The organism is Cupriavidus sp. DB3 (genome assembly GCF_020418465.1).
Classification (GTDB): Bacteria; Pseudomonadota; Gammaproteobacteria; order Burkholderiales; family Burkholderiaceae; genus Cupriavidus; species Cupriavidus cauae.
Genome location: NZ_JAIZPL010000002.1, coordinates 545,749 through 560,079 on the forward strand (window position 1 = coordinate 545,749; position 14,331 = coordinate 560,079).

At 69.6% G+C, this 14,331-nt stretch carries 9 protein-coding genes; 8 read left to right on the forward strand and 1 reads right to left on the reverse strand.

Annotation, left to right across the window (positions count from 1 at the left end; all coding sequences use genetic code 11):
* Positions 1 to 91: 91 nt before the first annotated feature.
* Positions 92 to 4,078 (reverse strand): BTAD domain-containing putative transcriptional regulator, encoded by a 3,987-nt coding sequence (locus K7G19_RS08230; RefSeq protein WP_226106776.1) that lies wholly within the window; start codon positions 4,076 to 4,078, stop codon positions 92 to 94.
* Positions 4,079 to 4,391: 313 nt separating this feature from the next.
* Here K7G19_RS08230 and K7G19_RS08235 point away from each other — a divergent pair, with 313 nt between their 5' ends.
* The 8 genes from K7G19_RS08235 to K7G19_RS08270 all read left to right on the forward strand — a co-directional run bounded on the left by K7G19_RS08235 (position 4,392) and on the right by K7G19_RS08270 (position 14,269).
* Positions 4,392 to 5,765 (forward strand): tetratricopeptide repeat protein, encoded by a 1,374-nt coding sequence (locus K7G19_RS08235; RefSeq protein WP_226106777.1) that lies wholly within the window; start codon positions 4,392 to 4,394, stop codon positions 5,763 to 5,765.
* A 194-nt stretch (positions 5,766 to 5,959) separates the two neighbouring features.
* Positions 5,960 to 7,579: a hybrid sensor histidine kinase/response regulator gene (locus tag K7G19_RS08240; RefSeq protein WP_226106778.1), complete on the forward strand. Its 1,620-nt coding sequence runs from the start codon at positions 5,960 to 5,962 to the stop codon at positions 7,577 to 7,579.
* Between the two features lie 321 nt (positions 7,580 to 7,900).
* Entirely contained in the window at positions 7,901 to 8,290 is a 390-nt protein-coding gene (locus K7G19_RS08245) for a cupin domain-containing protein (RefSeq protein ID WP_149318451.1), read from the forward strand.
* A 60-nt stretch (positions 8,291 to 8,350) separates the two neighbouring features.
* On the forward strand, positions 8,351 to 9,346 hold the full coding sequence (locus K7G19_RS08250; RefSeq protein ID WP_370639511.1) for a Bug family tripartite tricarboxylate transporter substrate binding protein: 996 nt from the start codon (positions 8,351 to 8,353) through the stop codon (positions 9,344 to 9,346).
* 169 nt (positions 9,347 to 9,515) lie between these two features.
* Entirely contained in the window at positions 9,516 to 10,682 is a 1,167-nt protein-coding gene (locus K7G19_RS08255) for an acyl-CoA dehydrogenase family protein (protein WP_150084836.1), read from the forward strand.
* Between the two features lie 62 nt (positions 10,683 to 10,744).
* Positions 10,745 to 11,944: a CaiB/BaiF CoA-transferase family protein gene (locus K7G19_RS08260; protein ID WP_226106779.1), complete on the forward strand. Its 1,200-nt coding sequence runs from the start codon at positions 10,745 to 10,747 to the stop codon at positions 11,942 to 11,944.
* Between the two features lie 93 nt (positions 11,945 to 12,037).
* Positions 12,038 to 12,805, forward strand: coding sequence for an IclR family transcriptional regulator (locus K7G19_RS08265; protein WP_149318454.1), 768 nt, complete (start codon positions 12,038 to 12,040; stop codon positions 12,803 to 12,805).
* Between the two features lie 456 nt (positions 12,806 to 13,261).
* Positions 13,262 to 14,269, forward strand: coding sequence for a thiamine pyrophosphate-dependent dehydrogenase E1 component subunit alpha (locus K7G19_RS08270; protein WP_149318455.1), 1,008 nt, complete (start codon positions 13,262 to 13,264; stop codon positions 14,267 to 14,269).
* Positions 14,270 to 14,331: the final 62 nt, after the last annotated feature.

Here is a 14,331-nt window from a genome sequence, read left to right on the forward strand (position 1 = left end):
AGTGGCGCTATTGGAAATCGTTGGCAGGTTTTCGATTCAGTCGTGGTACAGCGGGTAGATGGCCGAACGGGGACGCCCGCACGGCTGCGCGCTAGTGAGCGGTGTGAACGCGCCTGAGCATCTCATCGATACCCGCGAGGGCCGCCAGCATGCCTGCGCCGAGGGCCTCCTTGCGCAGCGCCATCAGCTCGGCCCGCAGCCCGGTCTGGCTGGCACCGCGCTGGCTGCGGCCCAGCGCCGCCAGGACCCGGGCGCGGCGGATCAGGAACTGTGCCCACGGAAACGGCTCCGGTCGCGTGTAGGCCTGCAGCGCGTCGGCATAGCGGTCCGCATCGTCCCAACGGCCGTTGCGCAACGAAACTTCGATCGCAGCCTCGTAGAGATCGAGGTGGCAATGGCTGACGCAGCTTTGCGTCAGGATCGCCTCGCCTTGCGCCAACGCACGGCGCTGCTTGTCCGGATCGCGCGAGGTGCGGGCGAGAAACCCCAGGATCATCGGGCCGGAGTACCGCATGCCGGTGTCGCGGCTCAACGCCAGCGCTTCGTCCAGCAACTGTTCCGCGGCCTCCGGATGCCCTTGGTTGCCGATGGCCAGTGCCCGCCGTCCGGCCAGTTCCGCTTCGAAGCGACGCGCCCCCAAACGCCGCGCCAGCACCAACGCCCGTTCGGCATGCGCCTGCGATTTCGCCCAATCGCCGGTCTGCTGCTCGGTGGACGCCATCACGTCATAGGCCAGCAGTTCGATGCGCGCATCGCCGATCCTGCGGGCGATGCGCAGCGCCTCCTCGCAGCGCGCCAGCGCGGACGGCAAGGCATTGCACAGCAGGTCGACCGCGCCGACCATGGGCAGGTTTGCCCCTTCGATCCGCACGAAGCCGCGCGCGCGGGCCAGTTCGACGCAGCGCACGAAATGCGCGCGGGCGGTGACCATGCGGCCTTGCTGATAGTAGGCATCGCCGAGGCCGCCGAGCGCGCGGGCCTCTCCCAGCGCCGAGCCCGCCACGCCGGCGTGCTGCAGCGCGCGCTGATGCGCGGTCAGGCAGGCATCGAGGTCACCCATCGGGAAATGAACGTTGCCGCGCAGCGATTCGATCTGCGCCAGCATGTCGGCGTCGCCGATTGCCGCGGCGCCGCGCTGCGCATGCTGCAGGGCGATCAACGCGCGCTCGTAGCGGTCCAGCAGCCGCAGGGCAGAGGCCACGCCGAACCACGCGTGGGCGCGTTGACTGTGGTCGTCGGCCAGCGCCACCGCGTGCTCGAACGCCTTCAATGCTTCGGCCGGCTGGCCGAGATTGAGCGTCAGCTCCCCGCGCAGGCAGGCCAGCGACTGCCTGGTCGCGCCATCGCCGACGATCTCCAGCGCGCGTTCGACCAGCCGCAGCGCCCGCTCGTTGCGGAAGTGCCCCGCCTCGTGCCGCGCCGCCGCTTCGTAGGCCGGCGCCGCCCCGGCATCGCTGGCGGCGTCGAGATGCTCGGCATGCAGCGTCAGATCGCGGCTCCGATACCAGTCCGCTGCGCGCCGATGCAGCGCCAGCCGGCGCGATTTGAGCAGCGACGCATAAACGGCTTGATGAATCAGCGCGTGCATGAACAGGTAGTCTTCGCCCTCGGGCCGCAGCATCGCCTGCCGCGCCAGCGCATCGCAGGGATCGTCGGCCGTGCCAAGCAGATGGCGCAGCGCCACCGGCGAGAAGCGCTGACCCAGCACGGCGGCCGCCTGCAGGGCCTGGCGATGCGACTCGGGCAAGCGGTCCATGCGCGCCAGCACGATGCTCTGCAGCGTGCCGGGCAGCGCCTCGGCGTCCGTGCCGGGGGCCGCATTGCGCAGCAACTGATCGAGAAAGAGCGGATTGCCTTCGGCGCGGCGGATGCAGGAATCGGCCAGCTGCTCGTCGACATGGCGATAGCGCGTCGCCAGTTCGCGCGCCTCCGCATCGTTCAGCGGCCCGAGGTCGATCGTGGTCAGCGACGCGCCACCCGCGGCCGCGCGCCATGCGCTGTCGAGCGGATCCTGCTCCGGCCGCACCGTCATCGCCAGCACCAGCCGGCAGCTTCGCGTGGCGGCAGCGAGCCGCGCCAGACAATCGAGCAGCGCGCGCTCGGCCCAATGCACGTCCTCGACGACGATCAGCAGCGGCTTGAACGTGCTGCGGCGCGCGACCTGCGCCAGCAGGAAGCGCTGCACGCCGCGCTGCCGCGCGCCGGCATCCATCGCCGCCAGCGCCGCGGCCTGCGCCTCGGGTTGGGGTACGTCGAGCAGATCGAAGGCGAACGGCACGTCGTCATCGTCGATGCGGCCGCTGGCGATCGAGCCCGCAATGACCGCCGCGCGCGCCTCGGTACTGGCGCCGGCATCGATGCCGAACAGAGCGCGCACCAGCACGCGCAGCGGATCGCCCGACGTACTGACGCCGAAATCGAGCACCAGCGCGCGCAGCGCTTCCATGCCGTGTTCGCGCGCCAGCGCAACGAAGCGCTCGGCGAGCCGGCTCTTGCCGATGCCGGCCTCGCCGCGGATCACCACCACGCGGCCCTGTCCGGAGCGCAGGCAATCGCCGGCCACGCCGGCCAGTTGCACCAGCTCGGCCTGCCGTCCGACGAAGGCATGCTGGGGCGCCGTCTCGGCGGCATCGAGAAACCGGCGCACGCGCCATAGCGGAATCGGCTCGGGGATGCCCGGCATCGACACATCGGTCAGATGCTCGACCTCCAGGCGCCCCGGCAAGGCGAGAAAGACGCGATTCGAGACCACGGTCTCGCCGGCCTGCGCGTGCTCCATCACGCGCGCGGCGACGTTGACCGGCGGGCCGGTCAGCGTCATCGCGCCGCCAGCGGTCGGTGGCGCGGCCGCGAACAGGACCTGTCCGCTGGCGACGCCCACCCGCACCGCCGGCGGCGTCGCGCACTCGGGGCACAGGCGCCGCACGCCGTCGTGCAGGCCGACGGCGACGTGCATCGCGCGTTCGGCATCGTTGCCGTGGGCCACCGGCACGCCGAACACGACGGTCAGCCGCGCGCCGATCTCGTCGGTCACGGTGCCCCCGCAGGCAGCGGCCAACGCCCGGGCCCGTTCGCGCCAGCGCATCAGCAGGCCATGGATCTGCTCGGCGTCGAGCCCGGCGGCATGGGCGCCGATATCGTCGACGCTGGCAACTACGACGACGGCATGGCGCGGCTGCGGCGTACCGGGTGCGACCGCCGCGGCTGCCCTGGCGGCGCCGGCGATCGGTGCGGCAGTGGGGCCGGCGCCGGCCGGGGCCTCCGGCACCACCGGAGCCGCGGACACCGGCGCCCCGGACACCGCCACCGGCGGCGCGGCCGACATCCCCGCCGGTGCGGCCGGCACCGGCGACGCCTGCCGCCGCGCACGCAGAATCTGCTGGTGCAGCGCCTCCGTTTCCGCCTCGGGCGACACGCCCAGCTCCCGCTGCAGCGCGATCCGGCACAGGCGGTACTGCTTGAGCGCCAGCGCCTGCCGACCCTGCCGGTCGTACAGCCGCATCAGCGCCCGGTGCACCGACTCCTGCAGGGCATCGAGCGTCAGCAGGCGCGTGGCGCAGGCGATCGCGCGATCGAGCTCGCCCGCCTGCTCGTGCCGATCCATCAGCCGCGCCAGCGCCTGCAGCGCCAGCCCGCGCAGCCGTTCGCGCTCGACCGCGAGCCAATGGTCGAAGGTCGGCGCGGCGGCATCGAATCCCTCGAGCAGATCGCCGCGATACAGCGCGACGGCGGCCTCGAGCGCCTCCGGGGTAGCAGCGCGCAGATGGTCTTCGAAGGCCACCACGTCGACCGCGACGCCGCACAGCGCCACCCGGTCGGCATCGGCCAGCACCACGGGATATCCCTCCACCGCGCGGCGCACCGCGCTGAGTGCCTGGCGCAGGCTGGTGCGTGCCTGCTCGGCATGGCTGTCGGGCCAGAGCAGCGCGGCCAGCTTGTCGCGCGGCTGCGGCCGGCCGTCGGCCAGCGCAAGATAGGCCAGCACCGCGCGCGCCTTGCGCGCGGACAGGGGGATGGGAGTGCCGTCCGGCGAACTCAGGGTAAAGCCGCCGAACAGATCGAGACGGACCGCCGCCATCGCTTGGGAGTCCTTGCCGTGGCCGATGTCAGAGGCAGGCGCGGCGGCATCGGCTTGCGAAGCTGGCCTGGAAAGCTCTTTTATAGGCCACGGATTGACGCAGCGCGGTACTGCTGCCCCACAACTTTCACGCTTCTTTCACGCCGGCGCGCACGGCCATATCACGGCGCCCCCCTAACCTCGCTACTGCCCCGCCTCCAAGACTCTCCAATGGCGAGGCCAGCCGCGACGCCCGCCGGCCGCATGATGCGGCGCAGACAGCGACAAGACCACCGGGCTGCTGGATTGCGCATTAGAAACAAGGATGACTTCCATGGCACACACCGATTCCCGGCACCTGCAGGTTTCGTCGGGCAATAGCCGTTCGATGGAGCGTTTCGAATCCGCCCTCGAACTGTTGCAGGGCTACTACGGCGATCCGCTGACGATGATCGACGAGACCCTGGCCGAAGACCCCGAGTTCGTGATGGGGCACGCACTACGCGCGGGGATGTTGATCACCGCCGGCGATGGCGCGGTCGCGCCGCTGCTGCGCCAGACCGTCGAGGCCGCCGAGGCGCTGCACGGCATCGCCAACGAGCGCGAGCGCCGGCATATCGCCGCTGCCCGTGCCTGGCTCGACGGCGAGTTCGCCCGCGCGAACCAGATGTATGGCGACATCGTGATCGATTACCCGCGCGATGCGCTGGCGCTGCAGGTCGCGCATATCACCGACTTCCTGCTGGGCCAGTCGAGCATGCTGCGCGATCGCATCGCGCAGGTGCTGCCGAACTGGAATGCGCGTGTGCCGGGCTTCAGCCATGTGCTGGGCATGCACGCCTTCGGCCTGGAGGAGACCCATCTGTACGAACAGGCCGAGGAACGCGGGCGCTTCGCGCTGGAGCTCGATCCGCGCGATCCGTGGGCCATTCATGCGGTCGCGCACGTGATGGAGATGCAGGGCCGCCCGGACCAGGGCATCGGCTGGCTGCAGTCGCGCACCGAGGACTGGGCCACCGACAACATGATGGCCGTCCATAACTGGTGGCATCTGGCGCTGTTCCACCTCGAGCTCGGCCATGCCGACCAGGTGCTGGCGCTGTACGACCAACGCATCCGTGCCGCGCGCTCCGCGGTGGCGCTCGACGTGATCGACGCCAGCGCGATGCTGTGGCGGCTGCAGCTGCGCGGCATCGACGTGGGCTCGCGCTGGGCGGAACTGGCCGATACCTGCGAGGCGCGCGGCGCGGAGGGGACCTACGCCTTCAACGACGTGCACGCCGGCCTTGCCTATCTCGGCGACGACCGCCCGGCGTCCTTCGCCAGGCTGATGGCGAACATGCGGCGGGCGACGGCGGGCACGGGTACCAACGCCGCGATGACGCGCGAGGTCGGCCTGCCGGTGATCGAGGCGCTGTACGCGTTCGAGGCCTGCGACTACGACCATGCGATCGAACTGCTGATGCCGGTGCGCCTGATCGCGCATCGCTTCGGCGGCAGCCACGCCCAGCGCGACATCCTGAACCTGACGCTGATCGAGGCGGCATTGCGCGGCGACAGGGCCAACCTGGCCTGCGCGCTCGCGGCCGAGCGGATGGAGCTCAAGCCGATGACGCCAAGCCTGAGCACACTGGTGCAGCGCGCCTCGACGCTGTACCGCGAGAGCGCCGAGGCGGCAGGCCGCACACCGGCAGCGCGGGCGGCCTGAGCCGTGCCCGCGGGCGCCGGCGACGCTCCACGCCAACCGGCCTGCGTATCGAATGTATCGAACGTATCGGCACGTGTGGCGCATCGCCGATGCGCCCCCAAGACACCGCAGGCGGCCTCGTGCCGCCTGCGGTTTTTTTGGCCCGCCGCCAGGGCTGGCGTATCCTTTGCGTCATCCCCGCCCGGAGCTTCAACATGACACACCCCACCGAACCGGCGCACGGTACGGAGGCTTCAGCCAACGCGGAAGGCACGCCGAAGCAGCTTGAAGCCAAATATCGGGCCCTGGTCGAGGCCATTCAGGACTACGCGATCTTCACGCTCGACGTGTCCGGCAATATCACCAGCTGGAATCGCGGCGTCGCCAAGATCAAGGGCTACGCCGCGCACGAGATCATCGGCAAGCATTTCTCGGTCTTCTATCCACCTGATGCGGTGGCGCGCGGCTGGCCGGACTACGAGCTGCGCCGGGCCGCCGCCGATGGCCGCTTCGAGGACGAAGGCTGGCGCGTGCGCCGGGATGGCACGCTGTTCTGGGCCAACGTCACCATCACGGCGATGTTCGACGAGCAGGGTGTGCTGCAGGGCTTCGCCAAGGTCACGCGCGACATGACCGAGCGCAAGCGGCTGGAAGAGCTGGAACAATCGAGCCGGCGCATGAGCGAGTTCCTGGCCACGCTGTCGCACGAACTGCGCAATCCGCTGGCACCGATGCGCAACGCCGTCAATCTGATGCGGCTCGAGACGCTGGGCTCGGGCGACCAGCGGGCGCCGCGCGACAGCGCGACGCTGCGCCAGTGCCAGAGCGTGCTGGACCGGCAACTGTCCCATATGACGCGGCTGGTCGACGACCTGCTCGACATGGGCCGCATCACCTCCGGCAAGGTCGAGCTGCAATACAGCCGCGTGGACCTGGCCGACATCGTCGCGCGGGCGGCCGAAGCCGCCAAGCCAACGCTGGAGCGGCGCAGGCAGTGGCTGGATTTGCGGGTGCCCGGCCAGATCGCGATGCGCGCCGATCCGACCCGTCTGATTCAGGTGCTGCAGAACCTGCTGTTGAACGCGTCGAAGTTCTCGCCACCGGCCAGCCGGATCGCGATCGAGTCCGAGCTGCAGCCGCAGGCGGTGGAACTGCGCGTCAGCGACGAAGGCATCGGCATTCCCGCCAGCGAGATCGACACCATCTTCGACCTGTTCGTGCAGCACAAGCACGGCAAGGTGTCCGACGAGGGCGGCCTGGGCATCGGCCTGTCGCTGTGCCGCTCGCTGGTGGAGCTGCACGGCGGCTCGATCCGTGCGAGCAGCCCCGGCGAAGGCATGGGCAGCACCTTCACGATCCGCTTGCCGCTGGGCATCGAGAGCGCCGACGAAAAGCAGGATACGGCGGTGCCGCTGCCGGCCGGCGCGCTGCGGGTGATGGTGGTCGACGACAACCGCGATTCCGCGGACAGCCTGGGCATGCTGCTGCAGGCGATGGGGCACGAGGTCCATATCGCCTACGACGCCGAAGGCGCTATCGAGATCGCCGGCAGCTTCGTGCCGCAGCTGGCGCTGATCGATATCGCGATGCCCGTGGTCGACGGCTTTGCGCTGCTGCGCGGACTGAAGAACATGCGGGGCTGGTCCGGCACCGTGTTCGCCGCGATGACCGGCTTCGGCCAGCCGAGCGACCGGGCCGAAACCAAGGCGGCGGGCTTTCACTTCCATATCGTCAAGCCGGTCGAACTGCCGAAGCTGCAGATGCTGCTGGCGATGGTCGAGCAGGGCACGGTCGCCGGCGCCGGCCCGGCCGGCAATTCGCCGCCGGCGACATAGTCGGCGTCCGGGCCAAGGCGCAGCGGCCTGCCGATCAGGTGGGACCGCTACGCCAGACCCGCCTCCTTGCCCTCCCCGCCCTCCCTGCCCTCCTTTCTTCCTCCTCCCTCCTCCTTCCCCGTTCTTCCTCTCCCCACGTACGCCGCCGGCCTTCCGAGCGGCGGTGCGGCTTCGCGTCGCCGTTTGCCGTGGCCCCGCTTCGGTAGGCGTAAACCCGGAGCCGTCCACAAATCGCTTGACCCGTTAATTCACGGATATAAACTCCGATTCATCATTTCGAATTTGAAGATCGCTTCCGCGACTCCATACCGAGGCTTGCCCGTGCCAGACCGCCCCACTTACTTCGTATCGCTCGACGACGTTCCGGGCTATCACCCGGCCAACCACGTCGGCACCCTGAACCGTCGCCTGATCGGCCCCGAAACCGTCGGCGCGCGCCATCTCGAGGTGGTGCACGGCACCATCGAAAAGGGCAAGGGCGCGCTGCCGCATGCGCATCCGGGCATCGAGCAGGTCTGCTACCTGCTCGAGGGCCGCGCGCTGGCGGAGGTAGGCGGGCAGCGCCGCGAGCTCGGCCCGGGCGACTGCTGCTTCTTTCCCGCCGACGAGATGCACGTGTTCACGGTGGTCAGCGACGAGCCGGTCAAGGTACTGGTCATCTATTCGCCGCCGTACGAGGAATCGCCGGAACGCGTGGTGCGGCCCGACTGAGCCGCGCCCAACCCTGAGCCCGCGCAGTCGGGCCATCCCACCATAACGAGGAGACAGACGATGAACATGCTGACCAGGCAGGGCTTGGGCCGACTATTGGGACGCACCGCGGCCGCCGTGGCGATGGCGCTGACCGTAGCCGCGCCCGCGGCGCTGGCAGACACCTTTCCTTCGAAGCCGATCAAGCTGGTGGTGCCGTTCGCCGCCGGCAGCGGCACCGATGCGGTGGCCAGGCTGACGGCCAAGTATCTCGGCGAGTCGCTCGGCCAGTCGGTCGTGGTCGAGAACAAGCCGGGTGCCAACGGCACCATTGCCGCCGAATACGTGGCCAAGGCCGCGCCGGACGGCTACACGCTGTTCATGACGACCAACACCACGCACTCGGCCAACCCGTCGCTGATGAAGCAGCTGCGCTACGACCCGGTCAAGGACTTCACGCCGGTCGCGCGCATGGGCAACCTGCCCTTCATGCTGGTCGTCAGCCCCTCGCTGCCGGTCAAGACGCTGCCCGAGTTCATCGCCTACGCCAAGTCGCATCCGGGTCTGTCCTATGGCAGCGGCAACAGCACCGGCATCGTCGCCGGCGCGACGCTGGCGCGGATGGCGGGCCTGAACATGCTGCACGTCCCCTACAAGAGCACCCCGCCGGCGATGACCGACGTGATCGGCGGCCAGATCCAGCTGATGTTCGTCGACTTCGCCGCCGGCATCGCCAACGTCAAGGCGGGCAAGCTGCGCGCGCTCGGCGTGACCACCGCGCAGCGCAGCGAACTGCTGCCCGAGGTGCCGCCGCTGGCCAGCGTGCCCGAGCTCAAGGGCTTCGATATCACGTCGTGGAACGGCGTGTTCGCGCCGGCGGGCACGCCCGCGCCGGTGGTCGAACGGCTCAATCGCGAACTGGTGGCGATCGTCTCCAACAAGCAGCACGCCGCGCAGTACTACGCCTTCGGCTTCGAACCCTTCGGCAGCACGCCGGCCGAACTGGGCAACTTCGTCACGGCGGAGCTGCGCAAATGGTCAAGGCTGGTCAAGGACGCGGGCATCCAGCCCGAATGACCGGCCATCGTGCCGCGCCGTGACGCCGCGCCGATGCACGCACCCACGCGGCACCCACGCGGCACCAACGCGGCACCAACGCCCACACTGACGCCGCATCAGCGGCATTAGCGCGGCACCAAGCCGCCACGCCCCCACCGAACAACAGCCGCAACACGAGGACAGCGACGTGAATTTCGAACTCTCGGACCAGCAGACCGCCATTGTCGAAGCGGTGCGCACGGTCTGCTCCCGCTTCGACATGGAATATTGGGACCGGCTCGACCGCGACCACACCTTCCCGCACGATTTCCACGCGGCGATGTGCGAGGGCGGCTGGCTCGGCGTGGCGATGCCGGAAGCGCTCGGCGGCGCCGGTCTCGGCATCCTCGAGGCGGCGCTGGTGATGCAGGCGATCTCGGAATCGGGTGCCGGCATGAGCGGCGCCTCGGCGGTGCACATGAACGTGTTCGGCCTGAATCCGGTGGTGGTATTCGGCTCGCCCGAGCAGCAGTCCCGCTTCCTGCCGCCGCTGATCGCAGGCCGCGAGAAGGCATGCTTCGCGGTAACCGAGCCCGACGCGGGGCTCGACACCACGCGGCTGAAGACCTTCGCGCGCAAGGTCGACGGCGGCTATCAGGTCAGCGGCCGCAAGATCTGGATCTCGACCGCGCAGGTCGCCGACCGCATGCTGCTGCTGGCGCGCACGCGGACGCTGGAATCGGTCGGCAAGCCCACGGAAGGCCTGTCGCTGTTCTACACCGCGCTGGACCGCAGCCGCATCGAGGTGCGCGAGATCGACAAGATGGGCCGCGGCGCCGTCGATTCGAACATGCTGTTCATCGACGAGCTGTTCGTGCCGGAGGAAGACCTGATCGGCGAGGAGGGACGCGGCTTCGAATACATCCTGCACGGGCTCAATCCCGAGCGCATCCTGATCGCCGCCGAGGCGGTGGGCCTGGGCCGTGCGGCACTGGCGATTGCCACGCAATACGCCAAGGACCGGGTGGTGTTCGGCCGGCCCATCGGCGCCAACCAGGGCGTGCAGCATCCGCTGGCGCAGGCTTGGATGCAGCTCGAAGCGGCCAACCTGATGGTGATGAAGGCGGCGGCGCGCTACGACGCCGGCCTGCCCTGCGGCGCCGAGGCCAACACCGCCAAATACCTGGCCGCCGAAGCCGGCCACAACGCCTGCCAGACCGCGATCCTGACCCTCGGCGGCATGGGCTACTCGCGCGAGTACCGCGTCGAGCGGCTGCTGCGCGAATCGTATATCCCGCGCATCGCGCCGGTCAGCCCGCAGCTGATCCAGTGCTTCATCGCCGAGCGCGTGCTCGGCCTGCCGAAGTCGTACTGAACCGCATTGAACCGCATTGAACCGAACTGAACCCCGGAGCACAACGCGTGATGGATCACGGCATGACAAATTCGCCCTGGGACACGCCTGACACCAACGCCACCGCCGCCACCGGTCCGCTGGCCGGCGTGCGTGTGGTCGACATGACCTCGGTCGGCATGGGCCCCTATGCAACGCAGATCCTCGGCGACATGGGCGCACAGGTGATCAAGGTCGAATCCCCGGAAGGGGACGTCTTCCGCCATGCGGAGCCGGCGCGGCATCCGAACATGGGCGCGGCCTTCCTGAACCTGAACCGCAACAAGCGCTTCGTCGTGCTGGACCTGAAGCGGCCGGACGACCTGGCCGCCCTCAAGCGTCTGCTTGCCGAGGCGGACGTGTTCGTCTCCAACGTTCGCCCCGCCTCGCTGCGCAAGCTCGGCCTGGACTACGCATCGCTGCGCGAAGACCATCCGCGCCTGATCTATTGCGGCGCCTACGGCTATGCCGAGGACGGCCCGTACGCGGGGCAGCCGGCGTTCGACGACATCATCCAGGCGCGCAGCGGCCTGGCGCAGTTCCAGGGCGCCAACGGCGACCAGGGCCCGCGCTACGTCAACACGATCCTGGCGGACAAGGTCGCCGGACTGACCGTCGCCTATGCGATTCCGATGGCGCTCTATGAACGCGAGCGCTCGGGACAGGGCCAGGCGATCGAGGTGCCGATGTTCGAGACGCTGGTGTCCTTCCTCGCGGTCGAGCAGCTGGCGGGCCGCACCTTCGTGCCGCCGCTGGGCGACGCGGGCTACGGGCGCGTGATGTCGCCCCATCGCAAGCCCTACCAGACCGCCGACGGCTATCTGGCGCTGCTGCCGTACACCAGCGCGCAATGGGCCCGCTTCTTCGCCGTGGCCGGGCGCCCCGAGCTCGCCGCCGATCCGCGCTACGCCAGTCCCGCCGGCCGCAGCGCGCATATCGATTCGTTGTACGCGACGCTGGCGGACATCGTGCGCACCAAAACCACCGCGCAATGGCTGGACCTGCTGCGCGACGCCGACATTCCGCACAGCGAGGTACCGCGCTTCGACAACGTGCTGGACGACCCGCACCTGCGCGCGACCGGCATGGTGTTCGAATACGCGCATCCAAGCGAGGGCCAGCTGCGTGCGGTCGGCATTCCGACCCGCTTCTCGCGCACGCCGGGCAATATCCGGCATTGGCCCGAGCCGCTGCCCAGGCGCAGGATGGATGCCGCCACGGACGCGGCCAACGATCCCGCCTAGCGTCGGCGCGAGCCGCGGCGGCGCCCGCCAAGGCCTTACACTGTCGGCCTTGCGCAGCATGCCCCCGATCAACAGGCCGACAGGAACAAGCAGATGACCGCCGTGGAGCCCGCCGACAAAGCCGCGAGTTCGAACGTCAAGACCGCGCTGCGCGTGGTCGAGATCATGGAGATCTACGCGCGCGAAGGACGCTCGCTGACGCTGACCGAACTGGCCAGGCTGCTTGGCGCGCCGATGTCGAGCTGCCTCGGCCTGATCCGCACGCTGGCGGCGCTGGGCTATCTGTACGAGACCGGACGGCGCCAGGGCTATTACCCGACCGGCCGCCTGCTGGCGATCGCGCAACGCATCGCCGCCAACGACCCGCTGCTCGAGCGGGTGCAGCCGGTGCTCGAATCGCTGCGCGACGAGACCGGCGAGACGGTGATCTTCGGCAAGCTGCAGGACGACGGGCGCGTGGTCTATCTCGACGTGGTCGAGTCCAGCAATCCGGTGCGCTACATCGCCACCGCCGGCGAACTGCGGCAGGCCCATACCAATTCGATCGGACGCGCGATCCTGTCCGCGCTGCCCGCCGCGGACCGCGACGCACTGCTCGCGCGGGCCTCGTTCGCACCGCTGACCGCCCGCACGCTCGCGTCGCGCGAAGCGCTGGAGGCCGAGCTCGAAATCTCGCGCGAACGCGGCTGGGCGCAGAACTTCGGCGAGTCGCTGGCCGACCTCGGCGCCGTCGCGGTGCCGCTGACGCTGGCCGGGGTGGTCTACGGCGTGTCGGTGGCCGGCCCGATCCACCGGGTCGAGTCGCGCGCCGCCGACATCGCAATGCCGCTGCGCACGGCGATACGCGCGCTGCAGGGCTAGCCCCCCCCCCCCGCTACCTCCGCTACCTCCGCTACCTCCGCTACCTCCGCTACCTCCGCTACCTCCACTACCCCCGCTACCTCCGCTACCTCCGCTACCCCCGCCTCCCGGCGCCTCCCGGCGCCTCGCCGCTGCCTCTCCCCGTGCGACACCTGTCGCATTCCGGACGCGACACCTGTCGCATGCCGCGACGGCGTCGCGACGCACCGGCCGCCATCCCATCGCCTCCGAGCGTCCCGCACCGCCCCTGACCCACCCTCCCCGATCCGCCGCGAAGCCGCGCCACACAAGGCGTTGCGGCCACCGGCCCAGCTCGGTCTGTCCCCCGCCGTCCCCCCACTTTCCCGCACTGGCATCGCGCTTGCAATGACATGGCAGCCGCGGCGCCCGCCGCACCCGCGCTTCCCCACGCGGACACGGGCGCCTCGCCAAGCGAAAGAAACAGGAGACACGACGATGGAACCGACCACGGACCAGTTGCTGTGGATGTACGAAAAGATGGTCGAGATTCGCCATTACGAGGAGACGATGGCGAAGGTGTATCTCGAAGGAAAGCTGCCGCCCAAGATCCAGAAGGGTCTGGCCTTCGATATCGGTGCCGGCCCGGTGCCCGGCGAAATGCATCTGGCCGCGGGCCAGGAACCGGTGGCGGTCGGCGTCTGCGCGCATCTGCGCACCGAGGACACCGTGGTCGGCGCCCACCGCCCGCACCACTTCGCGATCGCCAAGGGCGTGCCGCTGAATGAAATGACCGCCGAGATGTTTGGCAAGGTCACCGGCCTGGGCCGCGGCAAGGGCGGCCACATGCATTTGTTCCACCCCGAAACCAAGTTCTCGTGCAGCGGCATCGTCGGCGCCGGCGCGCCGCAGGCCTGCGGCGCCGCGCTGGCCGCGCGCAAGCTCGGCAAGGACTGGGTTGCCATCGCCTTCTTCGGCGAAGGGGCGGCCAACCAGGGCGCCTTCCATGAGGCGCTGAATCTGGCGGCGCTGTGGAAGCTGCCGGTGCTGTTCGTCTGCGAGGACAACAAATATGGCATCTCGGTCGAGAAGTCGGCTTCGACGTCGGTCGACAGCAATGCGGTTCGCGCCGCCGGCTACGGCATACCCGGCGTACTGGTGGATACCAACGATGCGGTTGCGGTGTTCCGCGCGGCCGGTGTCGCGGTCGCGCGCGCGCGGCGCGGCGAAGGGCCCACGCTGATCGAGGTCAAGACCGACCGCTACCTGGGCCACTTCCAGGGCGATCCGGAAACCTACCGGCCGAAGAACGAAGCGCAGACGCTGCGCCGCAACGATCCGATCGACCGGCTCGGCAAACAGCTGCGCGAACAGGGCCTGCTCGACGACGAGGCAGATGCCGCGCTGCGCCGGCAGATCGTCGAACGCGTCGACGCCGCCTATGCGTTCGGCCGCGAAAGCCCCTACCCCGCCCCCGAGGAAGCGCTGCAGCACGTGTTCGCGTGATGGCGGCCCCGCTGGCCAACACGAAACGCCACCCGCTGCCCGCAATGACAGGAACAGGAGAC

Coding starts and splice junctions, on each gene's coding strand:
- K7G19_RS08240 (WP_226106778.1), top strand. CDS start 5,960: ATGACACACCCCACCGAACCGGCGCACGGTACGGAGGCTTCAGCCAAC.
- K7G19_RS08230 (WP_226106776.1), bottom strand. CDS start 4,078: ATGGCGGCGGTCCGTCTCGATCTGTTCGGCGGCTTTACCCTGAGTTCG.
- K7G19_RS08250 (WP_370639511.1), top strand. CDS start 8,351: ATGAACATGCTGACCAGGCAGGGCTTGGGCCGACTATTGGGACGCACC.
- K7G19_RS08270 (WP_149318455.1), top strand. CDS start 13,262: ATGGAACCGACCACGGACCAGTTGCTGTGGATGTACGAAAAGATGGTC.
- K7G19_RS08235 (WP_226106777.1), top strand. CDS start 4,392: ATGGCACACACCGATTCCCGGCACCTGCAGGTTTCGTCGGGCAATAGC.
- K7G19_RS08260 (WP_226106779.1), top strand. CDS start 10,745: ATGACAAATTCGCCCTGGGACACGCCTGACACCAACGCCACCGCCGCC.
- K7G19_RS08265 (WP_149318454.1), top strand. CDS start 12,038: ATGACCGCCGTGGAGCCCGCCGACAAAGCCGCGAGTTCGAACGTCAAG.